Annotated in this window: 34 protein-coding genes; 3 read left to right on the plus strand and 31 right to left on the minus strand. The window is 53.7% G+C overall.

What is annotated here, in order from left to right:
• Positions 1-75: 75 nt before the first annotated feature.
• On the minus strand, positions 76-1434 hold the full coding sequence (locus ACUN9X_RS17955) for an MFS transporter (protein WP_445473935.1): 1359 nt from the start codon (positions 1432-1434) through the stop codon (positions 76-78).
• 291 nt (positions 1435-1725) lie between these two features.
• Here ACUN9X_RS17955 and pomA point away from each other — a divergent pair, with 291 nt between their 5' ends.
• From pomA to uvrA, 3 genes are all read left to right on the plus strand, one after another.
• Positions 1726-2502 (plus strand): flagellar motor protein PomA, encoded by a 777-nt coding sequence (pomA, locus tag ACUN9X_RS17960; RefSeq protein WP_260038172.1) that lies wholly within the window; start codon positions 1726-1728, stop codon positions 2500-2502.
• Between the two features lie 2 nt (positions 2503-2504).
• Positions 2505-3446, plus strand: coding sequence for a MotB family protein (locus ACUN9X_RS17965; RefSeq protein WP_260038173.1), 942 nt, complete (start codon positions 2505-2507; stop codon positions 3444-3446).
• 147 nt (positions 3447-3593) lie between these two features.
• Complete coding sequence (uvrA, locus tag ACUN9X_RS17970) at positions 3594-6461, plus strand: excinuclease ABC subunit UvrA (protein ID WP_445473936.1); 2868 nt, start codon at positions 3594-3596, stop codon at positions 6459-6461.
• Positions 6462-6586: 125 nt separating this feature from the next.
• Here uvrA and rplQ read toward each other — a convergent pair whose 3' ends face one another.
• The 30 genes from rplQ to fusA form a co-directional block, all read right to left on the minus strand.
• The gene (gene rplQ, locus ACUN9X_RS17975; protein WP_260038175.1) at positions 6587-6982 is read right to left on the minus strand and encodes a 50S ribosomal protein L17; all 396 of its coding nucleotides are present in this window, start codon (positions 6980-6982) and stop codon (positions 6587-6589) included.
• A gap of 37 nt (positions 6983-7019) precedes the next feature.
• A complete protein-coding gene (locus tag ACUN9X_RS17980) occupies positions 7020-8024 on the minus strand; it encodes a DNA-directed RNA polymerase subunit alpha (RefSeq protein ID WP_445473937.1) in 1005 nt (334 codons plus the stop codon).
• Positions 8025-8059: 35 nt separating this feature from the next.
• Entirely contained in the window at positions 8060-8680 is a 621-nt protein-coding gene (gene rpsD / locus ACUN9X_RS17985) for a 30S ribosomal protein S4 (RefSeq protein ID WP_260038177.1), read from the minus strand.
• Positions 8681-8698: 18 nt separating this feature from the next.
• A complete protein-coding gene (rpsK, locus tag ACUN9X_RS17990; protein WP_004580767.1) occupies positions 8699-9088 on the minus strand; it encodes a 30S ribosomal protein S11 in 390 nt (129 codons plus the stop codon).
• 13 nt (positions 9089-9101) lie between these two features.
• A complete protein-coding gene (gene rpsM / locus ACUN9X_RS17995; protein ID WP_260038178.1) occupies positions 9102-9458 on the minus strand; it encodes a 30S ribosomal protein S13 in 357 nt (118 codons plus the stop codon).
• Between the two features lie 137 nt (positions 9459-9595).
• The gene (gene rpmJ, locus ACUN9X_RS18000; RefSeq protein ID WP_008174902.1) at positions 9596-9709 is read right to left on the minus strand and encodes a 50S ribosomal protein L36; all 114 of its coding nucleotides are present in this window, start codon (positions 9707-9709) and stop codon (positions 9596-9598) included.
• A gap of 33 nt (positions 9710-9742) precedes the next feature.
• On the minus strand, positions 9743-11062 hold the full coding sequence (secY, locus tag ACUN9X_RS18005; protein WP_260038180.1) for a preprotein translocase subunit SecY: 1320 nt from the start codon (positions 11060-11062) through the stop codon (positions 9743-9745).
• A 17-nt stretch (positions 11063-11079) separates the two neighbouring features.
• The gene (rplO, locus tag ACUN9X_RS18010; protein WP_260038181.1) at positions 11080-11514 is read right to left on the minus strand and encodes a 50S ribosomal protein L15; all 435 of its coding nucleotides are present in this window, start codon (positions 11512-11514) and stop codon (positions 11080-11082) included.
• A 1-nt stretch (position 11515) separates the two neighbouring features.
• Positions 11516-11701 (minus strand): 50S ribosomal protein L30, encoded by a 186-nt coding sequence (gene rpmD, locus ACUN9X_RS18015; RefSeq protein WP_260038182.1) that lies wholly within the window; start codon positions 11699-11701, stop codon positions 11516-11518.
• Positions 11702-11705: 4 nt separating this feature from the next.
• Positions 11706-12206: a 30S ribosomal protein S5 gene (gene rpsE / locus ACUN9X_RS18020; RefSeq protein WP_260038187.1), complete on the minus strand. Its 501-nt coding sequence runs from the start codon at positions 12204-12206 to the stop codon at positions 11706-11708.
• A gap of 12 nt (positions 12207-12218) precedes the next feature.
• Entirely contained in the window at positions 12219-12566 is a 348-nt protein-coding gene (rplR, locus tag ACUN9X_RS18025; protein ID WP_260038189.1) for a 50S ribosomal protein L18, read from the minus strand.
• A gap of 9 nt (positions 12567-12575) precedes the next feature.
• On the minus strand, positions 12576-13109 hold the full coding sequence (rplF, locus tag ACUN9X_RS18030; protein ID WP_445473938.1) for a 50S ribosomal protein L6: 534 nt from the start codon (positions 13107-13109) through the stop codon (positions 12576-12578).
• Between the two features lie 9 nt (positions 13110-13118).
• A complete protein-coding gene (gene rpsH / locus ACUN9X_RS18035; RefSeq protein WP_260038193.1) occupies positions 13119-13511 on the minus strand; it encodes a 30S ribosomal protein S8 in 393 nt (130 codons plus the stop codon).
• A gap of 81 nt (positions 13512-13592) precedes the next feature.
• Entirely contained in the window at positions 13593-13898 is a 306-nt protein-coding gene (gene rpsN, locus ACUN9X_RS18040) for a 30S ribosomal protein S14 (protein WP_260038195.1), read from the minus strand.
• A gap of 12 nt (positions 13899-13910) precedes the next feature.
• Positions 13911-14450 (minus strand): 50S ribosomal protein L5, encoded by a 540-nt coding sequence (rplE, locus tag ACUN9X_RS18045; protein ID WP_260038197.1) that lies wholly within the window; start codon positions 14448-14450, stop codon positions 13911-13913.
• Between the two features lie 15 nt (positions 14451-14465).
• Positions 14466-14786 (minus strand): 50S ribosomal protein L24, encoded by a 321-nt coding sequence (rplX, locus tag ACUN9X_RS18050; protein ID WP_260038198.1) that lies wholly within the window; start codon positions 14784-14786, stop codon positions 14466-14468.
• Positions 14787-14802: 16 nt separating this feature from the next.
• Positions 14803-15171: a 50S ribosomal protein L14 gene (gene rplN, locus ACUN9X_RS18055; protein WP_004580754.1), complete on the minus strand. Its 369-nt coding sequence runs from the start codon at positions 15169-15171 to the stop codon at positions 14803-14805.
• Between the two features lie 58 nt (positions 15172-15229).
• Complete coding sequence (rpsQ, locus tag ACUN9X_RS18060; protein ID WP_260038199.1) at positions 15230-15496, minus strand: 30S ribosomal protein S17; 267 nt, start codon at positions 15494-15496, stop codon at positions 15230-15232.
• 1 nt (position 15497) lies between these two features.
• Positions 15498-15689 (minus strand): 50S ribosomal protein L29, encoded by a 192-nt coding sequence (gene rpmC / locus ACUN9X_RS18065; RefSeq protein ID WP_260038201.1) that lies wholly within the window; start codon positions 15687-15689, stop codon positions 15498-15500.
• Positions 15689-16102, minus strand: coding sequence for a 50S ribosomal protein L16 (gene rplP, locus ACUN9X_RS18070; RefSeq protein ID WP_260038203.1), 414 nt, complete (start codon positions 16100-16102; stop codon positions 15689-15691). The genes rpmC and rplP overlap by 1 nt, the downstream gene beginning before the upstream one ends.
• Before the next feature lie 12 nt (positions 16103-16114).
• Positions 16115-16798, minus strand: a complete 684-nt coding sequence (gene rpsC, locus ACUN9X_RS18075) for a 30S ribosomal protein S3 (protein WP_260038205.1) — start codon at positions 16796-16798, stop codon at positions 16115-16117.
• Positions 16799-16809: 11 nt separating this feature from the next.
• Positions 16810-17142: a 50S ribosomal protein L22 gene (rplV, locus tag ACUN9X_RS18080; RefSeq protein WP_260038206.1), complete on the minus strand. Its 333-nt coding sequence runs from the start codon at positions 17140-17142 to the stop codon at positions 16810-16812.
• A 16-nt stretch (positions 17143-17158) separates the two neighbouring features.
• Entirely contained in the window at positions 17159-17434 is a 276-nt protein-coding gene (gene rpsS, locus ACUN9X_RS18085; RefSeq protein ID WP_260038207.1) for a 30S ribosomal protein S19, read from the minus strand.
• Positions 17435-17457: 23 nt separating this feature from the next.
• A complete protein-coding gene (rplB, locus tag ACUN9X_RS18090; protein ID WP_260038208.1) occupies positions 17458-18285 on the minus strand; it encodes a 50S ribosomal protein L2 in 828 nt (275 codons plus the stop codon).
• A 17-nt stretch (positions 18286-18302) separates the two neighbouring features.
• Positions 18303-18596, minus strand: coding sequence for a 50S ribosomal protein L23 (gene rplW / locus ACUN9X_RS18095; RefSeq protein ID WP_260038209.1), 294 nt, complete (start codon positions 18594-18596; stop codon positions 18303-18305).
• A complete protein-coding gene (gene rplD / locus ACUN9X_RS18100; RefSeq protein WP_445473939.1) occupies positions 18593-19198 on the minus strand; it encodes a 50S ribosomal protein L4 in 606 nt (201 codons plus the stop codon). The genes rplW and rplD overlap by 4 nt, the downstream gene beginning before the upstream one ends.
• Positions 19199-19209: 11 nt before the next feature.
• A complete protein-coding gene (rplC, locus tag ACUN9X_RS18105; RefSeq protein WP_260038211.1) occupies positions 19210-19848 on the minus strand; it encodes a 50S ribosomal protein L3 in 639 nt (212 codons plus the stop codon).
• A 76-nt stretch (positions 19849-19924) separates the two neighbouring features.
• Positions 19925-20236, minus strand: a complete 312-nt coding sequence (gene rpsJ, locus ACUN9X_RS18110) for a 30S ribosomal protein S10 (RefSeq protein ID WP_041341420.1) — start codon at positions 20234-20236, stop codon at positions 19925-19927.
• A 188-nt stretch (positions 20237-20424) separates the two neighbouring features.
• Positions 20425-21621 (minus strand): elongation factor Tu, encoded by a 1197-nt coding sequence (gene tuf / locus ACUN9X_RS18115; protein WP_260038214.1) that lies wholly within the window; start codon positions 21619-21621, stop codon positions 20425-20427.
• A gap of 34 nt (positions 21622-21655) precedes the next feature.
• A complete protein-coding gene (gene fusA / locus ACUN9X_RS18120) occupies positions 21656-23761 on the minus strand; it encodes an elongation factor G (protein ID WP_260038216.1) in 2106 nt (701 codons plus the stop codon).
• Position 23762 lies beyond the last annotated feature (1 nt).

Genomic DNA, 23762 nt, shown 5'->3' on the forward strand with positions numbered 1-23762 from the left:
TCTGTCCCCGATCACCGTCCATGGTGAATCGCTGGAATAGGTTTTCTGCTCAGGCACCTGGATATCACTTCACGATCATGCCTTAACGAATGCAAACTGCCCCAGTTGCGCCGAGTCAAAATGCTGGTAATCCACCTTGAGGTACGCGGTATCCGCGTCGCTGAGGATGACCACATCTTCCACGCCAGGCAGTGCCCGTAAGGCCTGATCGATATCCCGCAAGCCCTTGCGGTTCGATTCCGCCAACTGTACCACGAAACTTGAAGTATGACTCGGGCGAGGCATGGTTAGTGCGAAACCCAACCAAGCCAGCAACACGGCCACCATCATCATAAAAACGCCGGCTGGCCCAAATTGCTGAAGCAACTGCCCCCCCAGGACACCACCGAGAAAGGCGCCCAAAAACTGGGAGGTTGAATAGACCCCCATGGCCGTCCCCTTGGCGGCTGCAGGCGACTCTTTGCTTATCAGTGACGGCAGGCAGGCCTCCAACAGGTTAAAAGCCATAAAGAAGAAAAACAGGATGCCCCACATCACCGGCAACGACTGCGGCAAACCGATCAAAGCAGCACAAGCCAGCGTCAATACACCAACCGCCCCGCACAAAACCGGTTTCATCATGCGTTTCTTCTCGCCAATGATGATAAACGGCACCATCGCAACAAACGCGACCGCCATAACCGACAAATACACCCACCAGTGCTGCCCTGAAGGCAACCCTATACGATCCTGTAGCAGCGTTGGAATTACCAGAAACGCAGAAGTCAGCACGAGATGGAGTGCAGCTATTCCGAAGTCCAACCTCAGCAGACGCCGATCCGTCAGCACCTGTTTTAATTTGGCTTTCGCTGGCTGAGCATCCAGATGCGCACTCTGGAGTGCAGGTTTCGGCACCAGCCAACGCACCATCGCAATGGCGACCAACGCGAAAAGGCCTGTGATGTAGAAGATACCCGACAGTCCCGCCAACGACCCCAGCAAAGGCCCCAGAAACAGCGACACTGAAAACGAGACCCCTATGGACAAACCGACTGTGGCCATCGCCTTGGTTCGGTTTTCTTCACGGGTGAGATCGCTGAGCAAAGCCATCAGCACACTGGCGATTGCCCCACTACCCTGCAGAGTGCGTCCAACGATGACACCGTAGATGCTGTCAGATGCCCCTGCGACTAAGCTGCCCAGTGCGAACAGCAGCAACCCGAAGTAGATGAGTCGTTTACGACCCAATCGGTCTGACAACATGCCAAACGGGATCTGCAGCATCGCCTGACTGAGGCCGTATGCGCCTATCGCCACGCCCAATAATGCCGGGGTTGCGCCATGCAGATCTTTGCCAAGCAAAACAAACACCGGCAACACCATGAATAAGCCGAGCATGCGCAGTGCATAAACAGATGCCAGGGCGGCGACGGAACGTTTCTCGAGCGCATTCATTAAACGGCGGTATTCCCGGGTCAGTTCATCAAGAAGATTTGGCGCGCAATTGTAGCAGAGGCTTGGATTTTATAGGAGAAAGACGTCACCCAGATCATCTCTCTTTGCCCTTTCAGGAATCCTCAATTACCTTAACTTACTCACTGTGGCGAATACCTGCGTTTTGTTACCTCCTTAAGGTTTCCCGCCACTTGCCCCCGTCGTATTATGGCGCGTTTTCCGGAAGGTTGGGTTCTGGATCAGGTCTTGCCAGAGTTGCGGGGCGCAATTTCGAAATCAAGAGGTCTGTTTGTGGATTTAGCAACACTTTTGGGTCTGGTTGGCGCATCACTGGTTATCGGGTCAGCGATAGTGCTGGGCGCTTCAAGCGACGTGTTCCTGAACATGCCCTCGGTTCTTATTGTGATCGTTGGGAGCCTCTGCGTTGTACTGGCCAAGTTCAGCTTCGCGCAGTTCCTGGGGGCGTTCAAAGTAGCAGGCAGAGCTTTCTCGTTTAAGTTGCCGGACACTGAGGAAATGATCACCGAGGTGATCGATATCGCCAATACCGCCCGCAAACAAGGGGTGCTTGCGCTCGAAGAAAAGACCATCAGCCTGCCCTTTCTCGAGCAGGGTGTTCAGTTTTTGCTGGAAAGCCAGCCTGCTGAAACCATTGAAAAGCTAATGCAGAAAGAACGCCTGATGACGCTGGACCGGAATCGTTGGGGCGCAAAAGTGTTCCGGGCCCTGGCCGATGTCGGGCCGGCCATGGGTATGATCGGCACTATCGTTGGGCTAGTGCAGATGCTGTCCAATATGGAAGATCCGAAATCGATCGGCCCGGCCATGGCCGTAGCGCTACTAACCACACTCTACGGCGCAATGATGGCCACTATGTTTGCCAGTCCGATTGCGGACAAACTGGAACTCAGGATGACTGAGGAGGCACGCATGCAGGCGCTGATCATTGATGCTGTTATTGCGATTCAGGAAGGCCGTAATCCACGCGTCATTGAACAAATGCTTTCAAGTTACCTGCCGCCATCCAAGCGCGATCAAAGCGGCGACGCCGACGCTCAGAGGCAATAGCGATGGACGAGCTACCAGAAGAGGATGCCCCCGGAGTACCGGCCTGGGTCGTTACCTTTGCCGACCTGATGTCGCTGCTGATGTGCTTCTTTGTCTTGCTGCTGTCGTTTTCCGAAATCGACGCCAGCAAGTTCAAACAGATAGCGGATGAGCTATCCAAGGCATTCGGGGTGCAACGGGATGTCCCGGCTCTTGAGGTTCCAATGGGCACCTCTGCGGTATTCGAGCACTTTTCTGCCGCCAAACCAGAGCCAACAGTAATCAACGAAGTCCGACAGCAAACATCTACGGACGCCCCCAACCTGGAAACCAATACCAGCCAGGCAGAACAAAGCGCGGTCGCGAGCGAGCAGGAACAGCGGGTTAATGCCCACTTCGAGCTCCTGGAAAAAGTGCTCGAAGACGAAATCAGCGGCGGGCGCGTTGACCTGATGAAAAAGGATCAACGCATTGTCATCCGCATAGAGGAAAAGGGCTCATTCCCGTCCGGCTCAGCCGAGCTCACCTTTGCGTTTGAGGACCTCCTCTACCGAATGGCAAATGTGCTATCTGATGTGGAGGGTGAGTTCACAATCGAAGGCCATACCGATGATATCCCCATCCACAGCTCGCGGTATGACTCCAACTGGAACCTGTCGGCTGACCGCGCAGCCTCGGTCGCCAACGTCCTGATTGAGGCCGGCAACATCGAGCCCTCGCGATTCCGCGTCCAGGGCTATGCCGCTACACGCCCTCGCGCTGAAAACACAACACCTGAAAACCGAGCACTTAACCGCCGGGTGGAAATCATCATTGACCTGTCCGATTCACATCAGGAGACCCGCGTGCGCCTGCAGGACCTGATTGAGCAGGAGACTGACGGGACCTCCGACTCCAGGGACACACAAACATCGCCCGAACCGTCCGAGATAACCGCGCCTGGCAGATCCGATATTTACTGGTAATCGTACACGCTCACCCCATCAGCGCCGTCACTATCAGGCTAATCCCGGATTGTTTCATGCAAGGCCTGCCATCACGGTATACTGGTGAATTCCCGATAGAACTGTTCGAAGGTTCCCAAATCCCGAATCGTCAGCTTGAGGAGTGTCATGGATTTTATCCAGGTCAAAGGCGCGCGTACCCATAATCTGAAAAATATAGATCTCGATATCCCCAGGGATAAACTGATCGTGATCACAGGACTATCTGGCTCAGGTAAGTCATCACTCGCTTTTGACACCCTGTATGCGGAAGGCCAGCGACGCTACGTTGAATCACTGTCGACCTATGCCCGTCAATTTCTGTCGATGATGGAAAAGCCGGATATTGATCATATTGAGGGACTTTCCCCGGCCATTTCGATCGAGCAGAAATCAACGTCTCACAACCCACGCTCCACTGTCGGCACTATCACCGAGATATACGACTACCTGCGCCTGATGTTCGCCCGCGCAGGCGAACCTCGCTGCCCGGACCATGACCAGCCACTCGAAGCTCAAACCGTCAGCCAGATGGTCGATCAGGTTCTGGCGATGCCGGAGGACAGTAAACTGATGATCCTCGCTCCGGTCATTCGGGACCGAAAGGGCGAGCACCTGCAAGTTATCGATACCATGCGAACTCAGGGGTTTATTCGCCTCAGAATCGATGGGCGTGTCTATGATATCGATGATTTACCCACCCTCGACAAAAAGCGCAAACACTCGATCGACGTCGTTGTCGACCGCTTCAAGGTCAAACCGGGCCTGGAGCAACGCCTGGCTGAGAGTTTTGAAACCGCCCTGGGGCTGGCCAGCGGCATCGCATTCGTTGCCCCGATGGATGGTGAGGAGCAAGGCGAAGAGCACACCTTTTCTGCGCTCTATGCCTGCAACCTGTGCGGCTATTCCCTGAGCGAGCTCGAGCCTCGCCTGTTTTCATTCAATAACCCGGCCGGCGCCTGCCCCACCTGTGACGGTCTGGGCGTAAAGCAGTTTTTTGATCAGGAAAAAATCGTGCATCATCCGGAAGCCACGCTTGCGGAGGGGGCGATTCGGGGCTGGGATCGCCGTGCAGTCTATTATTTCCAGCTATTAGCCAGCGTTGCGCAACACTACGACATCGATATGGATACGGCATTTTTCGACCTGCCTGCCGACTTCCAGAATGTGGTACTCCACGGTTCCGGTGATGAAAACATCACCTTCAAGTACGTGAATTCTCGCGGTCAGATCATGGAGAAGGCGCACCCTTTTGAAGGAGTCTTACCTAACCTCGAGCGTCGCTACCGGGAAACCGAATCGCAAAGCATGCGCGACGAGTTGTCCAAGCACCTGAGCACTCAGCCCTGCAAAGATTGCGGCGGCTCCCGGCTAAGGCGAAGCGCCCGCCACGTATTTATCGCGAACCGCAACCTGCCCGAGATCACCCTACTCCCGGTCGGTGAAGCCTTTGATTACTTCCAGAATCTGGAACTGCCCGGCAGGCGCGGCGAAATAGCGGAAAAAATCCTGAAAGAAGTGCGCCAACGTCTCCAATTCCTGGTGAACGTCGGACTGGAATATCTGACACTGGAGCGCAGCGCCGACACACTCTCCGGCGGTGAAGCGCAGCGAATACGACTTGCCAGCCAGATCGGGGCTGGCCTTGTGGGCGTAATGTACATTCTGGACGAGCCATCAATCGGCTTGCACCAGCGGGATAACGATCGCCTGCTTTCGACCCTGGTTCATTTGCGAGATCTGGGCAACACCGTCATCGTCGTTGAGCATGATGAGGACGCCATCCGGGCCGCAGACTATGTGATCGATATCGGTCCCGGGGCCGGCGTACACGGCGGACAGGTGATCGCCTCCGGCACGCCGGCGGACATTCTCGCCAATCCGAAGTCGCTGACCGGGCAATATCTGAATGGCACAAAAGCCATCGCTGTTCCGCCTGCGCGAGCCAAAGGAAATGGCAAATCGCTGGTGCTGGCCGGTGCGACGGGAAACAACCTCAAGTCGGTCACGCTTACCATTCCATTGGGCGTCATGACCTGTATTACCGGCGTGTCCGGCTCAGGCAAATCAACGTTGATCAACGGCACGCTATACCCCGTTGCAGCAAGCAAGCTCAACAAAGCCAGCACGTTGACTCACGGCCCCTACGAAAAGCTGAATGGCCTGGAGCATCTCGACAAGGTTATTGACATTGACCAAAGCCCGATCGGCCGCACACCCCGGTCGAATCCCGCCACCTATACCGGCCTGTTCACGCCGATCCGCGAACTTTTCTCCGGAACGCAGGAAGCGCGTTCGCGTGGATACAAGCCGGGGCGGTTCTCGTTCAACGTCAAAGGCGGGCGATGTGAAGCTTGCCAGGGCGACGGCGTGATCAAGGTGGAGATGCACTTTCTTCCTGATGTTTATGTTCCCTGCGACGTCTGTAAAGGCAAGCGCTACAATCGGGAAACTCTCGAAGTCCAGTACAAGCACAGGAACATTCACGAAGTGTTGGAGATGACAGTAGAGGAAGCACGCGAGTTCTTCGATTCTGTTCCCTTTCTGGCGCGCAAACTTCAGACACTTATCGACGTTGGCCTTTCATACGTCAGGCTCGGACAGAGCGCTGTAACACTGTCCGGTGGCGAGGCCCAACGGGTCAAACTGGCACGTGAACTATCCAAACGGGACACCGGCCAGACATTGTATATTCTCGACGAGCCGACTACGGGTCTGCACTTCTACGATATACAACAGCTTCTCAACGTACTGGAACGCCTGCGCGAACACGGCAATACCATTATTGTGATCGAGCATAATCTGGATGTGATCAAAACCGCTGACTGGATCGTCGATCTCGGCCCCGAGGGCGGGAGCGGTGGCGGTGAAATTGTTGCCGAGGGCACACCTGAGGACGTTTCGGAAAACAGCAAATCCCACACCGGCTATTACCTTAAACCACTGCTGAACCGCGCGAGACAAACCACTCAATCCGACGAGACTGCCTCGAGCTAATCAAAGGATACAGGGCACCCAAAAAATCGAGGTGCCCTGGGCATATAGAAACGCGCTTTTCAATAAACTGCAGACATAAAAAAACCGGGGAAAACCCCGGTTTTTTTATGTCTGACCGCAAAGGGTTACTCTGCGTCGTCCATCTCTTCTGCTTCGACATCCAGAGGACGCCCAACCAGCTCAACAAACGCCATAGGCGCGTTGTCGCCGGCACGGAAGCCACACTTAAGAATACGAAGATAACCACCAGGACGCTCGGTGTAACGGGGGCCAAGCTCATTGAACAGCTTAGCTACCGCAGCATCACTGCGCAGGCGAGAAAACGCCAAACGACGGTTTGCTACCGAATCATTCTTGGACAGTGTGATCAAAGGTTCTGCCACACGACGAAGCTCTTTCGCCTTGGGCAACGTGGTTTTGATCAACTCATGCTCAACCAGCGACGCGGTCATGTTACGAAACATGGCCTTGCGATGCGCGCTGGTCCTGCTGAACTTACGACCACTCTTACGATGACGCATTGCTCTGATTCCTTACCTTAAACTACTAATACGGCGATCAACCGCCCAGAACCCGGTCATCACCACGAAGGCTTGCCGGCGGCCAGTTATCGAGACGCATACCCAGGGACAGACCACGAGAGGCCAGAACGTCCTTGATTTCGGTAAGCGACTTTTTGCCCAGGTTAGGCGTCTTCAGCAGCTCAACTTCAGTCCGCTGGATAAGATCGCCGATGTAGTAAATATTTTCAGCCTTCAAGCAGTTAGCTGAACGTACGGTCAACTCAAGATCATCAACCGGGCGCAACAGAATCGGATCAACTTCTTCCTCTTCCTCTACACGCTCTGGCTCTTTTTCATGATCAAAATCGACGAACACTGCCAATTGCTGCTGCAGGATAGTCGCGGCGCGACGGATCGCTTCTTCAGGATCAATCGTTCCGTTCGTTTCCAGATCAATAACCAGCTTGTCCAGATCCGTACGCTGCTCAACACGTGCATTCTCTACGGCGTAGGAAACGCGACGCACGGGGCTGTATGTAGCGTCCAGCTGAAGCCGGCCAATTGCACGGGTCTCATCTTCGTCAAGACCGCGCTGATCAGCTGCTTCGTAGCCACGACCACGAGCAATCTTGAGACGCATGTTCAACTGACCCTTTTCGCTCAGGTGACAGATAACATGGTCCGGATTGGCGATTTCGATATCGTGATCGAGCTGAATGTCAGCTGCGGTTACAACACCGGGTCCCTTTTTGCTGACAGTCAGTTCCGCTTCATCACGGCTTCCCATCATCACGGCAACGCCCTTAAGATTCAGTAGAATCTCAATCACGTCCTCCTGGACACCTTCAATCGCACTGTACTCGTGCAGCACACCGTCAATCTGTGCTTCTGTAATTGCACAGCCCGGCATTGACGACAAGAGTATACGGCGAAGAGCGCTACCCAAGGTGTGCCCAAAACCCCTTTCGAGAGGCTCGAGCGTTACCTTGGCGTGCGTTTTGCCCAAATCTTTTACGTCGATGGTACGAGGTGTCAATAACTCATGTACTGAACGCTGCATAGACGCCCCTTCTGATCTCGTTGCTAACTCAGGCCTTACTTGGAGTAAAGCTCGACGATGAGGTTCTCGTTGATGTCGGCCGTCAGCTCAGTCCGTTCTGGCACTGATCTGTATACGCCGGACATCTTGCTGGCGTCGACCTCAATCCAGGTTACAGGGGCGCGGTTGCCAGCGAGATCCAGAGCGCCTTTAACGCGCAGCTGATTCTTCGCCTTTTCGCGAACACTCACTACGTCTCCTGGTTTAACCTGATAAGACGCGATGTTCACGACACTATCATTCACCAGGATAGACTTGTGCGATACAAGCTGACGGGCTTCTGCACGAGTTGAACCAAAACCCATACGATAAACTACGTTGTCCAGACGACCTTCCAGAAGCTGAAGCAGGTTCTCACCTGTTGCGCCTTTAATCCGCGCAGCTTCTTTATAGTAGTTCCGGAACTGTTTCTCGAGTACGCCGTAGATACGACGAACTTTTTGCTTCTCACGGAGCTGTACGCCGTATTCAGACAGACGACTTCTACGTGCACCGTGCATCCCCGGAGGGGTTTCAAGGTTACACTTCGAGTCGAGTGCGCGGACGCCGCTCTTCAAGAAAAGGTCTGTCCCTTCACGACGAGACAGCTTACACTTTGGACCTATGTAACGTGCCATACTTCACTGTCTCCTGTCTTACACGCGTCGCTTCTTGGGCGGACGACAGCCGTTGTGCGGAATCGGCGTCACATCAGTGATGTTAGTGATCTTGTACCCGCAACCATTCAGCGCGCGCACAGCGGATTCACGTCCGGGCCCAGGACCCTTAACCTCTACATCCAGGTTTTTCAGGCCGTATTCAGCAGCCGCATTACCGGCTCTTTCAGCTGCTACCTGCGCAGCAAAAGGTGTGCTCTTGCGTGACCCACGGAAACCTGAACCACCTGAAGTGGCCCACGACAGGACGTTGCCCTGACGATCAGAGATGGTCACGATCGTGTTGTTGAAGGACGCGTGGATGTGCGCGACGCCATCAACAACTGTCTTTTTCACCTTTTTACGGGTACGTGTACCTGGCTTTGCCATGTTTGCCTACCTGTTACTTACGAATAGGTTTGCGAGGACCTTTACGGGTGCGAGCGTTGGTCTTGGTGCGCTGGCCGCGGACAGGAAGTCCGTGACGGTGGCGCAGACCACGATGGCAGCCCAGATCCTTCAAACGCTTGATGTTCATCTGCACTTCACGACGCAGATCGCCTTCGACGCTCAGCTTGCCCACTTCAGTACGAAGTGACTCAACCTGGTCATCGCTAAGGTCCTTGACCTTGGCGTCCGGCTTAACACCGGCTGCATCGCAAAGCTTTTGAGCTGCTGTACGACCGACCCCGAAAATATAGGTCAGTGAGACAACAGCATGTTTGTGATCGGGTATATTGACACCGGCTATACGTGCCATCCAAATTACTCCGCGTTCAAAGCTTTGCTGTGTGAATTTTCCGCCACAAAAGGCGCGCGAAATAATAGCGCCTGATCAGTTAAAGATCAAGCCCTACCATTCCGCACTTCCAGTCATCAGTTGCTATCGCGAGGATATTAACCTTGACGCTGCTTGTGGCGAGGCTCCGAGCAGATGACTCGAACTGAGCCATTGCGACGAATAACTTTGCAGTTACGGCAAATTTTCTTTACCGAAGCGCGTACTTTCATTGTCGACTCCAGTGTTACTGGGGGACCGAATAATCAGCCCCGACCATAGCCCTTCAAATTGGACTTTTTCATCAGCGACTCATACTGATGAGACATCAGATGAGACTGAACCTGCGCCATGAAATCCATGACTACAACCACGACGATTAGCAATGATGTTCCGCCAAGGTAGAAAGGAACATTCCCCGCCACCATCAACAACTGCGGAAACAGTGCAACCGCTGTAATGTACATCGCACCAAACAATGTCAGACGCGTAAGTACACCATCGATATATTTGGCAGTTTGCTCGCCTGGACGAATCCCGGGAATAAATGCCCCGGACCGTTTCAGGTTATCGGCAACTTCCCGCGGATTGTACATCAGCGCTGTATAGAAGAAGCAGAAGAAAATCACTGCTGCAGCAAACAGAATGATGTACAACGGCTGACTGGGCGCCAAAGCCTGAGACACATTGCTCAGCCACTCCATGCCTTCACTTTGACCAAACCACTGCCCCAGCGATGCAGGGAAAAGCAGAATAGACGACGCGAAGATAGGCGGAATCACACCAGCCATATTAACCTTAAGCGGCAAATGACTGGACTGCTGAGCAAATACCCGACGACCTTGCTGGCGCTTCGCGTAGTTTATAGTTAGGCGCCTTTGGCCCCGCTCCATAAACACAACGAACCCAATGACGGCTACTGCCAGAATGGCAATACCCAACACCAGCAACAAACTCATCTCACCGTTACGGGCCTGCTCAAGCGTCTGCCCGATAGCACCGGGAAGCCCGGCCACAATGCCTGCAAAGATGAGCAGTGAAATACCGTTCCCTATGCCGCGCTCAGTGATCTGTTCGCCAAGCCACATCATGAAGACTGCGCCCGAAACAAACGATACAACCGCTACGAAATGGAAGCTGAAACTGTCGTTGAAGGTAACACCCTGAGATGCCAGTCCGACCGAGATACCCAATCCCTGAACCAGGGCGAGCAAAACGGTGCCGTAGCGAGTGTACTGGCTGATCTTACGGCGACCAGCCTCACCCTCTTTCTTTAACTGTTCCAGCTGCGGACTCACTGCTGTCATCAACTGCATGATGATCGAGGCCGAGATATAAGGCATGATCCCGAGCGCAAAAATACTCATGCGCTCAAGAGCACCACCCGAGAACATGTTGAACAGACCCAGAATTGTTCCCTGGTTCTGATCAAACAATGCTGCCAAGCGATCAGGATTTATACCCGGCACCGGAATATGCGCACCGATACGGTACACCAGCAACGCAAGGAAAACGAACCAGAGCCGCGAACGCAGCTCTGCAAATCCTTTTCCGACTCCTGCCGGCATTGATGCTGTCTTGGCCATTATGTCCCCGACTCGCCTTATTCTTCGATTTTTCCGCCCGCGGCCGAAATGGCCTCACGCGCACCCTTGGTTACTTTCAGACCTTTGACAGTAACCGGACGAGTGAGCTCGCCGGACAGGATAACTTTCGCAGCGCGAATGTCATCACGGATTACGTCAGCCTTCTTGAGAGCCGCCAGATCTACAACATCGCCTTCCACTTTCGCGAGTTCGTTCAGGCGAACTTCCGCCTCGTAACGCGCAGAGCGGGAGGTGAAGCCGAACTTGGGCAGACGGCGAGCCAGCGGCTGCTGGCCACCTTCAAACCCAGGCGCGACACTGCCGCCGGAACGGGCTTTCAGACCCTTATGACCACGACCTGCGGTTTTACCGAGACCGCTACCGATACCACGACCAACACGCTTACCTGCGGGACGTGAACCGGGCTCTGGACTAAGTTCGTTGAGATGCATCTTACTTATCCTCTACCCGAACCATGTAAAAAACGCGGTTAACCATGCCGCGAGTGGAGGGTGTATCTTCCACTTCGACAGTGTGACCGATTCTACGAAGACCCAGGCCTTTCACACAGGCTTTGTGCTTAGGCTGGCAGCCGATAATGCTGCGGGTCAGTGTGACTTTCATTGTCTTGTTCGCCATGACTTCAACCCAGGATGTCTTCCACGGTCTTGCCGCGCTTGGCTGCAATATCTTCAGGCGCATGCATGTCCCGAAGACCCTTGATAGTGGCACGTACTACGTTGACCGGGTTGGTCGAGCCGTAGCATTTTGCCAGAACGTTCTGCACGCCGGTTACTTCCAGCACTGCACGCATCGCGCCGCCGGCGATGATACCAGTACCGTCAGACGCTGGCTGCATATAAACTTTGGAAGCACCGTGATTGGCACGCACAGGATACTGAAGAGTAGTGCCATCCAGCGGTACGTCAACCATGTTTTTACGGGCAGCTTCCATAGCTTTCTGAATCGCAACTGGCACTTCACGCGCCTTACCGCGACCGAAGCCAACACGACCCTTACCATCACCAACCACTGTCAGCGCTGTGAAGGCAAAGATACGACCACCTTTCACAACTTTTGCTACGCGGTTGACCTGAACCAGCTTTTCCTGGAGCTCAGGCGCTTTTTGATCATTCACGCTCATCTTCTCCACCTCTTAGAATTGCAAGCCAGCTTCACGAGCTGCATCGGCCAGTGCCTGGATGCGTCCGTGATAGCGATAGCCAGAGCGATCGAATGCAACCTGCTCGATACCGGCTGCTTTGGCACGTTCAGCGACAAGCTTGCCAACTTTCTTGGCAGCTTCCACATTCCCGGTTGCACCCTGGCGCAATTCCTTGTCCAGCGTGGAGGCAGTCGCCAGCACTTTGCTGCCGTCTGCGGTCGTGACCTGGGCGTACATGTGTCGCGGCGTACGATGTACACAGAGACGATTGGCGCCTAGCTCACGGATCTTCATGCGCACTTTACGTGCGCGACGCAATCTTTCGTTATTCGCGCTCATAGTCCCGCCTTATTTCTTCTTGGCTTCTTTACGTCTGACCTGCTCATCCGCATAACGAACACCCTTGCCTTTATAAGGCTCCGGTGGACGGTAAGCGCGGATTTCCGCAGCGACCTGGCCAACCTGTTGTTTATCGATACCGCGAATCACTACCTCAGTCTGGGTAGGTGTCTCGGCGGTAACACCTTCGGGCAACTCGTATTCAACCGGGTGAGAGAACCCCAGTGTCAGATTGAGCTTGCTGCCCTGCGCCTGTGCACGATAACCAACGCCTACGAGCTGAAGCTTGCGCTCAAAGCCGGTAGTAACACCCATTACCATGTTGTTAATCAACGCACGGGTAGTACCGGCGAGTGCACGAGACTGTTTTGCGCCATCACGCGCGGCGAAACGCAGGACGTTCTCTTCCTGCTTTACTTCAACCGCGTTATGTACGGTGAATTGAAGTGCTCCCTTGGAGCCCTTCACATTGATTTCCTGTCCGCTCAGCTTAACCTCAACACCGGAAGGCAGCACGACAGGATTATTGGCAACCCTGGACATGTGTAACTCCTAAAATACGGTGCAGATGACTTCGCCACCCACGCCGGCTTGACGCGCAGCGCGGTCTGTCATTACGCCTTTCGACGTAGAGACAATAGCGATCCCCAAACCACCGGATACTTTCGGTAGCTCCCCAGCGCCCTTATAGCGGCGCAGACTTGGACGGCTGACCCGCGTAATCGACTCGATAACCGGCTTGCCCTCAAAATACTTAAGGGTAACGGTCAGCTCGGGCTTTACGTCAGCTGAGACAGAAAAATCTGCTACGTAACCCTCGTCCTTCAGGACTTGGGCCACTGAGACCTTCATTTTTGAAGACGGCATCGTAACGTCTGCTTTGGATGCCATCTGTCCATTGCGGATACGAGTAATCATATCCGCAAGCGTATCTTGCATACTCATTGGTATGAGGCTCCTGATCTTTTTAGTTGTGCAGCGGCTTGCCGCACCGCTTACCAACAGGCACCGAAGTGCCCTAAACCATTACCAGCTAGACTTGGTCAGACCCGGGACATCACCACGCATACCTGCTTCACGCAACTTGATACGAGAAAGCTGGAATTTACGCAGAACGCCGTGCGGACGACCTGTTACCTGGCAGCGGTTACGAAGACGTGACGGGCTTGAGTCACGCGGAAGCTGCTGCAGTTTCATCTGCGCATCCCACTTTTCTTCGTCGCTGGTATTCGGGTTCTTAATGATCGCTTTAAGCTCTGAGCGCTTGGCAGCGTACTTCGCCACCAGCTTCTCACGCTTAAATTCGCGATTTTTCATCGATACCTTAGCCATTACGCTCGTTCCTTATTTCTTGAACGGAAAGCCAAAGGCTTTCAACAGTTCACGGCCTTCTTCGTCGGACTCAGCAGAAGTGGTGATTGTGATATCCAGCCCGCGAATCTTGTCGACTTTGTCGTACTCGATTTCTGGGAAGATAATCTGCTCACGCACACCCATGCTGTAGTTACCGCGACCGTCGAACGATTTCGGGTTCAGGCCACGGAAGTCACGAACACGAGGAATCGCGATGTGAACAAGGCGATCAAAAAAGTCCCACATACGCTCACCGCGCAGAGTGACTTTACAACCGATCGGCCAACCTTCACGGACTTTGAAACCCGCCACGGATTTGCGAGCTTTGGTGACAACGACTTTCTGACCGGACAGACGCTCAAGATCAGCAACTGCGTTCTCGATCAGTTTTTTATCACCGATAGCTTCGCCTACACCCATATTCAGGGTGATTTTCTCGATACGCGGCACTTGCATCGGGTTCTTGTAGCTGAACTCTGCCTGCAGTGCTGGTACCACTTCCTTCTTGTACTGCTCTTTCATATTAAGCATCGTAACCACCACCGCTTACTGGTTATCGACCGCTTCTTTCGTGGACTTAAAAACTCGCGACTTGGTGCCGTCTTCCGAAACCTGGAAGCCTACACGATCGGCTTTGCCGGTCTGCGAGTTAAAAATAGCCACGTTGGAAGCTTGGATAGGTGCTTCTTTCTCGACGATGCCACCGGGGGTACCAACCATCGGGTTAGGCTTGGTGTGCTTCTTGATCATGTTGATGCCAGAAACAATCACCCGGCCGTCGTCCTGAACTTTCAGGACTTTGCCGCGCTTACCCTTGTCTTTTCCCGTGGTGACGATTACTTCGTCATCTCGTTTGATCTTCTTCATAACCGGCCTCTAGTCCTTACAGTACTTCGGGTGCCAGTGAAATAATCTTCATGAACTTCTCGCTACGCAGCTCACGGGTAACCGGTCCAAAGATCCGGGTGCCAATGGGCGCGTCTTGGTTGTTCAGAAGTACAGCTGCGTTTCCGTCGAAACGAATCAGCGAACCGTCTGGGCGACGAACGCCCTTTGCTGTGCGTACAACAACTGCTTTAAGGACCTGGCCTTTGCGCACTTTCCCGCGGGGAATGGCTTCCTTAACGGTCACCTTAATAATATCTCCCACGCTGGCGTAACGCCGGTGCGAACCGCCCAGGACCTTGATGCACATCACACGACGGGCACCACTGTTGTCCGCGACTTCAAGCATTGTTTGAGTCTGAATCATGGTTGTTCTCCAGCAGAAACCACTTTGCCGTTACGACAAGACTCACCGTCCGGGCGAGTTACACCTTCGATGCGCGCTCGACGACATCAACCAAGGACCAGCTTTTGGTCTTGGAGATCGGCCGAGTTTCCTCGATCCGAACGATGTCACCGATGTTGCACTGATTGTTCTCGTCATGAGCATGAATTTTGGTTGAACGCTTCAGGTATTTACCGTACAGCGGGTGCTTAACCTGACGCTCGACCAGAACGACGATGGACTTCTCCATCTTGTTGCTCACGACCTTGCCGCTCAGGGTTCTGGCAGTTTTGGTAGCTTCGGTCATGTTACTGTCCTACCTTTTCATTCAAAACCGTTTTGACGCGAGCAACGTCACGCTTCACCTTCGGAAGAAGGTGAGACTGATTCAGCTGACCTGTTGCTTTACGCATACGCAGGTTGAACTGCTCCTTAAGGAGGCCGATCAGCTCTTGCTTCAGCTCGTCGACTGATTTTTCACGCAGCTCTGTTGCTTTCATCACATCACCGTCCTCGTTACAAAGGTGGTCTGGACAGGCAACTTGGCAGCGGCCAACGTGAATGCTTCGCGCGCCACGTCTTCACCAACACCTTCCATTTCGTACAACATCCGGCCTGGCTGAATTTCAGCGACCCAGTACTCAACAGAACCCTTACCTTTACCCATCCGTACTTCAAGCGGCTTGCCGGTAATCGGCTTGTCAGGGAAGATCCGAATCCAGATCTTTCCGCCCCGCTTAATCCGACGAGTCATGGTACGACGTGCCGCCTCAATCTGGCGTGCAGTTATACGACCACGAGTCGTCGCCTTCAATCCGTATTCACCGAAGCTCACCTTGTTAGCGCGGTGCGCCAGACCGGCGTTACGGCCTTTCATTACCTTGCGAAATTTGGTGCGTTTTGGCTGCAGCATACGAGTGCCCCTTTACTTAGAACCTTTCTTGCGAGAGGCATCCTTTTCAGCACGGACTTGTTCCATGCCGCCAAGAATCTCGCCCTTGAAGATCCATACCTTGACGCCGATCACACCGTAAGTGGTGTGCGCTTCGTATGTCGCGTAGTCGATATCTGCACGCAGTGTGTGCAGAGGAACACGACCCTCGCGATACCATTCGGAGCGAGCGATTTCAGCACCGCCGAGACGGCCGCCGACCTGGATCTTGATACCTTTTGCGCCCTGGCGCATTGCGTTCTGGACCGCACGCTTCATAGCGCGACGGAACATCACACGACGCTCCAGCTGGCCAGCCACGTTCTGGGCTACCAACTTGGCATCCAGATCCGGCTTCCGGACCTCTTCGATGTTGATGTGCACTGGCACACCCATCATTGCGCTGACTTCGCGACGCAGACGATCAACATCTTCACCCTTCTTACCGATAACAATACCGGGACGGGCAGTATGGATCGTGATACGGGCGTTCTGAGCAGGGCGCTCGATCACAATCTTGCTTACCGACGCCTTAACCAGACGCTTTTCCAGGAACGCGCGAACCTCAAGATCATTTAGCAGGTTCTTGGCGTATTCCTTTTTCTCGGCATACCAGACTGAGTTGTGCTCTTTAATAACACCCAGCCGCATGCCGGTCGGATTTACTTTATGACCCATCTGAGCATCTCCTACTTGTCGGCGACCTTGACGGTGATATGACAGGTGCGCTTGAAAATACGATCAGCGCGCCCCTTGGCTCGAGCCTTAATACGCTTGAGCGTCGGACCTTCATCCACACAGATTGTGGAAACCCGCAATTCGTCAACGTCCAGACCTTCGTTGTGCTCAGCGTTAGCAATGGCGGATTCAAGAGCTTTCTTGATAACCGTCGCCGCTTTCTTTGGGCTGAAAGTCAGAATGTTCAGGGCGTCCTCAACCGCCTTGCCGCGGACTTGATCTGCAACAAGACGTGCTTTCTGAGCAGAGAGGCGAGCGCCCTTGTACTTAGCCGCTACTTCCATTTCATTTCCCCTCAATTCAGCGTTTAGCTTTCTTGTCGGCAGCATGACCGCGGTAAGTGCGCGTTGCGGCGAACTCACCCAGCTTATGACCGACCATGTCTTCTGTGACATGAACCGGCACGTGTTGTTTGCCGTTATGAACAGCAATAGTCAGGCCTACCATCTCCGGGAAAACAGTCGAACGGCGCGACCAGGTTTTAATTGGTCGCTTGTCGTTGTTTTCCAGAGCTGCTTCAACCTTCTTCAACAGATGCAGGTCTATAAATGGACCTTTCTTCAAAGAACGTGGCACAGCAATTACCTCTATGTAGTCGTTTACTTGGCCGAACGACGACGTACTATCATTCTGTCAGTACGTTTGTTCTTACGAGTCTTATGCCCTTTGGTCGGAACACCCCATGGAGTAACAGGGTGGCGTCCGCCAGAGGTACGCCCTTCACCACCACCATGCGGGTGGTCAACTGGGTTCATAGCAACACCACGTACTGTTGGCCGTTTGCCGCGCCAACGTGATGCACCCGCTTTACCAAGCTGCTTGAGACTGTGCTCGCTGTTGGAAACTTCGCCCAACGTTGCGCGGCAATCCACAAGCACCTTACGCATTTCACCTGACCGAAGACGCAGCGTTGCATATGCGCCTTCACGTGCGACCAACTGTACGGATGCGCCCGCACTGCGGGCCAGCTGAGCACCTTTACCAGGCTTGAGTTCGACGCAATGAATAACCGAACCAACCGGAATATTCCGGACTGGCAGCGTGCTACCCACCTTAATCGGCGCGTCGATACCGGAGCGCACTTCGTCGCCAGCCTTGACACCTTTGGGAGCGATCATGTAACGACGCTCGCCATCGGCATACTTCAGCAGCGCGATATGCGCAGAGCGGTTAGGATCATATTCCAGACGTTCTACTACCGCCGGAATACCATCTTTGGTCCGCTTAAAATCAATCACACGGTAATGACGCTTGTGGCCACCACCGATATGACGTGTAGTGATCCGACCGAAGTGGTTACGACCACCGGTCCGGCTTAATGTTTCTACCAACGGCTCGAAAGGCTTACCTTTGTGCAAGTCAGGATTGTAAGTTTTTACAACGTGACGGCGGCCAGGAGATGTTGGCTTGGTTTTGATGATCGGCATTCTACGACCCCTTTACCTTATTCCACATCCACAAAGTCGATGTCCTGACCTTCAGCAAGACGAACGTAAGCTTTGCGAATATCATCGCGCTTACCGAAGCCACGTACCGTGCGCTTCAACTTGCCTTTCCGATTCAGAATCTGGACACCTTCGACTTTAACGTTGAACAGCTGCTCAACAGCGCGTTTGACCTCCGGCTTCGTGGCATCGGGTGCTACACGAAACACAACCTGGTTGCTTTCGGCGACCAAGGAGGCTTTCTCGGAAACATGAGGCCCGAGAAGGACCTTGTAAATACGTTCCTGATTCATCCCAGCATCTCCTCAATCTTCTTCAGAGCCGGCACGGTAACCACAACGCTTTCGAATGCAACCAAGCTGTACGGATCCATACCCGCCACATCACGAACATCCACGTTAGGAACATTGCGCGCTGCGAGGTGAAGGTTCTGTTCAACATTCTCAGTCAGGATCAGAGCGTTAGAAACACCCAGATCAGTGAGCTTTGCAGTGAAGGCCTTGGTTTTTGGCGTCTCAACAGCAATGTCGTCAACCACAACCAGACGCTCCTGGCGAACGAGTTCCGAAAGAATGGAACGCATAGCCGCCTGATACATCTTGCGGTTTACTTTTTGCTCATAGTTCTGCGGCTTGGCAGCAAAAGTAACACCACCGGAGCGCCAGATTGGGCTGCGGATGGTGCCGGCACGTGCGCGACCGGTACCCTTTTGACGCCATGGCTTCTTACCGCCACCACTGACTTCTGAGCGAGTTTTCTGAGCGCGGGTACCCTGACGGCCCGCTGCCATATAGGCAGTGACAACCTGGTGAACCAGCGACTCATTAAAGTCTTTAGCGAAGGCTGCATCAGATACTGAAATGCCCTTGCCGCTACCTGTAATTGTTAATTCCATCGCAACGCTCCTCAGGCTTTAACAGCAGGCTTGATGACAACGTTACCGCCGGTCGGGCCTGGAACGGCACCCTTCACCAGCAGCAAGTTGCGCTCAGCATCGACGCGGATCACTTCAAGGTTCTGAGTCGTTACACGCTCATTACCCATCTGACCAGCCATCTTCTTGCCTTTGAAAACTTTACCCGGACTCTGGTTCTGACCAATAGAACCCGGAGCACGATGAGACAGGGAGTTACCGTGAGTAGCGTCTTGCATGGAGAAGTTCCAACGCTTAACGGCACCGGCAAAACCTTTACCCTTGGAGGTCGCTGTCGCGTCTACGAACTGGCCTTCTGAAAATACTGAGGCAACAATTTCGCCACCAGCAGCCAGATCTTCGCCCTCGCCTTCAGCCAGACGGAATTCCCACATTCCGCGACCAGCTTCAACACCGGCACGCGCGAAATGGCCCGCTGCGCTTTTAGTTACACGAGACGCGCGACGCGTACCAACAGTCACCTGAACACCACGGTAACCATCAGTTTCGAGCGTTTTGATTTGAGTGATCCGGTTAGCTTCAACCTCAATCACTGTGACGGGTACTGCCCGCCCATCTTCCGTAAAAATACGGGTCATACCGGCCTTACGACCGACAACACCAATTGCCATGTTTCACCTCTTAAGTGTACGGGGCTCGCACCCTCTATGGCCTTAGGACAGTTACACTGATCAACAGCTTTAGCTGTTAACCGAGGCTGATCTGAACGTCTACACCCGCTGCGAGATCAAGCTTCATCAATGCATCTACTGTCTTTTCCGTAGGCTCAACAATGTCAAGCAAACGCTTATGCGTACGAATTTCATACTGATCGCGCGCGTCTTTATTGACGTGCGGAGAAACCAATATCGTGTACTTTTCCTTCCGCGTAGGCAGAGGGATAGGGCCACGCACCTGAGCGCCGGTACGTTTAGCCGTATCGACGATCTCCTGCGTAGACTGGTCGATCAGGCGATAATCAAACGCCTTCAACCGAATTCTGATCTTTTGGCTTTGCATTTTGCACCAAACTCCACTCGTAGCAGCTACTGTTAGCCGACCTTAAAAAAAGGAGCCGCATTGTATGCATAACACCCAACCCTGTCAAGCAGCCAGATTTCGGCAGCCTGAAAAAGAGCCAGTGAAAGATGCCTACATGTAAAAAGGGGCCGCAAAGAGCGGCCCCTTTTCTGCACAAAACCTATCGATTACTCGATGATCTTGGCAACGACACCAGCACCAACGGTACGACCACCTTCGCGAATCGCAAAGCGCAGACCGTCTTCCATGGCGATCGGTGCGATCAGAGTCACTTCCAGCTTGACATTGTCGCCAGGCATGACCATCTCTACACCTTCCGGCAGTTCACAAGAACCCGTTACGTCTGTTGTCCGGAAGTAAAACTGCGGACGGTAGCCTTTGAAGAACGGTGTATGACGACCACCTTCTTCTTTGCTCAGCACGTATACTTCTGACTCGAACTTGGTGTGCGGCTTGATTGAACCCGGTACGCACAGAACCTGACCACGCTCAACGTCGTCACGCTTGGTACCACGCAGCAGTACACCAACGTTCTCACCTGCACGACCTTCGTCGAGCAGCTTGCGGAACATCTCTACGCCTGTGCAGATGGTCTTGGTGGTGTCGCGGATACCCACGATTTCCACTTCGTCACCTACCTTCACGATGCCACGCTCAACACGACCGGTCACAACCGTACCGCGACCAGAGATTGAGAACACGTCCTCGATTGGCATCAGGAACGGCTGATCGATAGCACGCTCCGGCTCAGGAATGTACGCATCCAGCGCTTCAACCAGCTTCTTGACTGCGGTTGTACCCATTTCGTTGTCATCTTTACCTTCCAGCGCCATCAGCGCTGAACCGGTGATGATCGGAGTATCGTCACCCGGGAAGTCATACGCAGCCAGCAGGTCACGCACTTCCATTTCAACCAGCTCAAGCAGCTCTTCATCGTCTACCATGTCCGCTTTGTTCAGGAACACAACGATGAAAGGTACGCCAACCTGGCGAGACAGCAGGATGTGCTCACGCGTCTGCGGCATTGGGCCGTCAGCTGCGGAACAAACCAGGATTGCGCCGTCCATCTGAGCTGCGCCAGTGATCATGTTCTTGACGTAGTCAGCGTGACCCGGGCAGTCAACGTGTGCGTAGTGACGCGTTGGCGAATCGTACTCAACGTGAGAGGTTGCGATGGTGATACCACGCGCTTTCTCTTCCGGTGCGTTATCGATCTGATCGAATGCGCGCAGCTCGCCCTGACCCCAGACTTCGTGACATACACGGGTCAGTGCCGCTGTCAGCGTGGTCTTGCCATGGTCAACGTGGCCAATCGTGCCCACGTTCAAGTGTGGTTTATTACGTTCAAATTTAGCTTTAGACACGGTTACACCTCTTCCTGTTTCTTAAGTCCGGGTATCAACCCTTTTTAATGATCGCTTCGGCAATGTTTGAGGGAGCTTCTGCATAGCGAGAGAACTCCATAGCGTAGGACGCACGCCCCTGCGTTGCAGAACGCAGATCTGTGGCGTAGCCAAACATCTCCGACAACGGAACCTCGGCATTAATGACTTTGCCCGATGGGCCGTCATCCATACCCTGAACAAGACCACGACGACGGTTAAGGTCACCAACAACATCGCCCATATAATCTTCAGGCGTAACAACCTCAACCTTCATCATCGGCTCCAGCAGCGCAGGGTTGGCGATTTCAGCCGCCTTCTTCAGCGCCATTGAGCCGGCGATTTTAAATGCCATCTCGTTCGAGTCGACGTCATGGAAAGAACCATCATGCAACGTCGCCTTGATACCCAGCAGCGGATAACCCGCGAGGATACCGTTCTGCATTTGCTCTGAAATACCTTGTGAAACAGCCGGGATGTATTCCTTGGGAACCGCACCACCAACAATTTCGTTCACAAAGACGTAGTTTTCAGCATCTTCGTCGTCCAGCGCCATCGGCTCGAAGCGAACGTGAACGTGACCATACTGACCACGACCACCAGACTGACGAACGAACTTGCCTTCAACATCAACCGCTTTGCGGATGCACTCACGATAAGCCACCTGTGGCTTACCGATGTTTGCCTCGACCTTGAACTCGCGACGCATACGATCGACGATAATATCGAGGTGAAGCTCACCCATACCGGAAATAATGGTCTGACCGGATTCTTCGTCAGTGCGAACACGGAACGAAGGATCTTCCTGGGCCAATTTGCCCAGCGCCACGCCCATCTTCTCCTGGTCGGCCTTTGACTTCGGCTCAACCGCAACAGAGATAACCGGCTCCGGAAATTCCATCCGCTCGAGGACGATTTTGGCGTCTTCAGCACACAGAGTATCACCAGTACTTACGCTCTTGAGACCAATGGCAGCTGCGATATCGCCCGCAAGAACCTCTTTGATTTCCTGGCGGTCTTTCGAGTGCATCTGAACCATACGGCCAACGCGCTCTTTTTTCTGCTTAACAGAGTTATAGACCGCCTGACCGGATTCCAGCTTACCGGAGTAAACGCGGAAGAAGGTCAGCGTACCCACGAACGGATCGGTTGCGATCTTGAACGCAAGCGCTGCAAACGGTGCGTCATCGTCGACCGGACGGGTTTCTTCGCTACCGTCTTCGTCAACTTCACCGCGAATGGCTTTAACTTCATCCGGAGCAGGCAGGAATTCGACAACCGCATCCAGAACCGCCTGAACACCCTTGTTCTTAAATGCAGAACCACAGGTAGCCAGAACGATTTCGTTAGCGATGGTGCGAAGACGAAGACCTTTCTTGATATCTTCGTTGCTCAGCTCACCGTTTTCGAGATACTTCTCCATGAGCTCTTCATTGGCTTCCGCTGCAGCTTCAGCCATTTGCTCACGGTACATCTCGCACTCTTCCTGCATTTCCGCAGGAACATCCACTTCGTCGTAGGTCATACCGGAATCAGCTTCATTCCAGTAAATGGCCTTCATACGAATCAGGTCGACAACGCCTTTGAAATCTTCCTCAGCGCCAATTGGCAACTGAATAGGCACTGGTGTCGCACCAAGGCGGTTCTTGATCTGAGCAACAACACGCAGGAAGTTAGCACCAGCACGATCCATCTTGTTAACAAAGACCATGCGAGGCACTTCGTACTTGTTCGCCTGACGCCAAACAGTCTCTGACTGGGGCTCAACACCTGAAGAGCCACAGAAGACAACAACGGCACCATCAAGCACGCGCAGGGAACGCTCAACTTCAATCGTGAAGTCTACGTGGCCCGGTGTATCGATGATGTTGATGCGGTGCTCAGGGTACTGCTTGTCCATGCCGCTCCAGAAGCAAGTAGTCGCAGCAGAGGTGATGGTAATACCACGCTCCTGCTCCTGCTCCATCCAGTCCATGGTCGCCGCACCGTCGTGCACTTCACCAATTTTGTGAGAAATGCCCGTGTAAAACAGAACACGTTCGGTAGTAGTGGTTTTGCCCGCATCGACGTGCGCACAAATCCCGATATTGCGATAACGCTTGATTGGGGTCTTGCGTGCCACA

This window comes from Marinobacter sp. V032, from assembly GCF_052645435.1.

Coding starts and splice junctions, on each gene's coding strand:
- ACUN9X_RS17955 (WP_445473935.1), bottom strand. CDS start 1,434: ATGAATGCGCTCGAGAAACGTTCCGTCGCCGCCCTGGCATCTGTTTAT.
- ACUN9X_RS17965 (WP_260038173.1), top strand. CDS start 2,505: ATGGACGAGCTACCAGAAGAGGATGCCCCCGGAGTACCGGCCTGGGTC.
- uvrA (WP_445473936.1), top strand. CDS start 3,594: ATGGATTTTATCCAGGTCAAAGGCGCGCGTACCCATAATCTGAAAAAT.
- rplQ (WP_260038175.1), bottom strand. CDS start 6,982: ATGCGTCATCGTAAGAGTGGTCGTAAGTTCAGCAGGACCAGCGCGCAT.
- ACUN9X_RS17980 (WP_445473937.1), bottom strand. CDS start 8,024: ATGCAGCGTTCAGTACATGAGTTATTGACACCTCGTACCATCGACGTA.
- rpsD (WP_260038177.1), bottom strand. CDS start 8,680: ATGGCACGTTACATAGGTCCAAAGTGTAAGCTGTCTCGTCGTGAAGGG.
- rpsK (WP_004580767.1), bottom strand. CDS start 9,088: ATGGCAAAGCCAGGTACACGTACCCGTAAAAAGGTGAAAAAGACAGTT.
- rpsM (WP_260038178.1), bottom strand. CDS start 9,458: ATGGCACGTATAGCCGGTGTCAATATACCCGATCACAAACATGCTGTT.
- rpmJ (WP_008174902.1), bottom strand. CDS start 9,709: ATGAAAGTACGCGCTTCGGTAAAGAAAATTTGCCGTAACTGCAAAGTT.
- secY (WP_260038180.1), bottom strand. CDS start 11,062: ATGGCCAAGACAGCATCAATGCCGGCAGGAGTCGGAAAAGGATTTGCA.
- rplO (WP_260038181.1), bottom strand. CDS start 11,514: ATGCATCTCAACGAACTTAGTCCAGAGCCCGGTTCACGTCCCGCAGGT.
- rpmD (WP_260038182.1), bottom strand. CDS start 11,701: ATGGCGAACAAGACAATGAAAGTCACACTGACCCGCAGCATTATCGGC.
- rpsE (WP_260038187.1), bottom strand. CDS start 12,206: ATGAGCGTGAATGATCAAAAAGCGCCTGAGCTCCAGGAAAAGCTGGTT.
- rplR (WP_260038189.1), bottom strand. CDS start 12,566: ATGAGCGCGAATAACGAAAGATTGCGTCGCGCACGTAAAGTGCGCATG.
- rplF (WP_445473938.1), bottom strand. CDS start 13,109: ATGTCCAGGGTTGCCAATAATCCTGTCGTGCTGCCTTCCGGTGTTGAG.
- rpsH (WP_260038193.1), bottom strand. CDS start 13,511: ATGAGTATGCAAGATACGCTTGCGGATATGATTACTCGTATCCGCAAT.
- rpsN (WP_260038195.1), bottom strand. CDS start 13,898: ATGGCTAAGGTATCGATGAAAAATCGCGAATTTAAGCGTGAGAAGCTG.
- rplE (WP_260038197.1), bottom strand. CDS start 14,450: ATGCTTAATATGAAAGAGCAGTACAAGAAGGAAGTGGTACCAGCACTG.
- rplX (WP_260038198.1), bottom strand. CDS start 14,786: ATGAAGAAGATCAAACGAGATGACGAAGTAATCGTCACCACGGGAAAA.
- rplN (WP_004580754.1), bottom strand. CDS start 15,171: ATGATTCAGACTCAAACAATGCTTGAAGTCGCGGACAACAGTGGTGCC.
- rpsQ (WP_260038199.1), bottom strand. CDS start 15,496: ATGACCGAAGCTACCAAAACTGCCAGAACCCTGAGCGGCAAGGTCGTG.
- rpmC (WP_260038201.1), bottom strand. CDS start 15,689: ATGAAAGCAACAGAGCTGCGTGAAAAATCAGTCGACGAGCTGAAGCAA.
- rplP (WP_260038203.1), bottom strand. CDS start 16,102: ATGCTGCAGCCAAAACGCACCAAATTTCGCAAGGTAATGAAAGGCCGT.
- rpsC (WP_260038205.1), bottom strand. CDS start 16,798: ATGGGTCATAAAGTAAATCCGACCGGCATGCGGCTGGGTGTTATTAAA.
- rplV (WP_260038206.1), bottom strand. CDS start 17,142: ATGGAAGTAGCGGCTAAGTACAAGGGCGCTCGCCTCTCTGCTCAGAAA.
- rplB (WP_260038208.1), bottom strand. CDS start 18,285: ATGCCGATCATCAAAACCAAGCCAACATCTCCTGGCCGCCGTCACGTT.
- rplW (WP_260038209.1), bottom strand. CDS start 18,596: ATGAATCAGGAACGTATTTACAAGGTCCTTCTCGGGCCTCATGTTTCC.
- rplD (WP_445473939.1), bottom strand. CDS start 19,198: ATGGAATTAACAATTACAGGTAGCGGCAAGGGCATTTCAGTATCTGAT.
- rplC (WP_260038211.1), bottom strand. CDS start 19,848: ATGGCAATTGGTGTTGTCGGTCGTAAGGCCGGTATGACCCGTATTTTT.
- rpsJ (WP_041341420.1), bottom strand. CDS start 20,236: ATGCAAAGCCAAAAGATCAGAATTCGGTTGAAGGCGTTTGATTATCGC.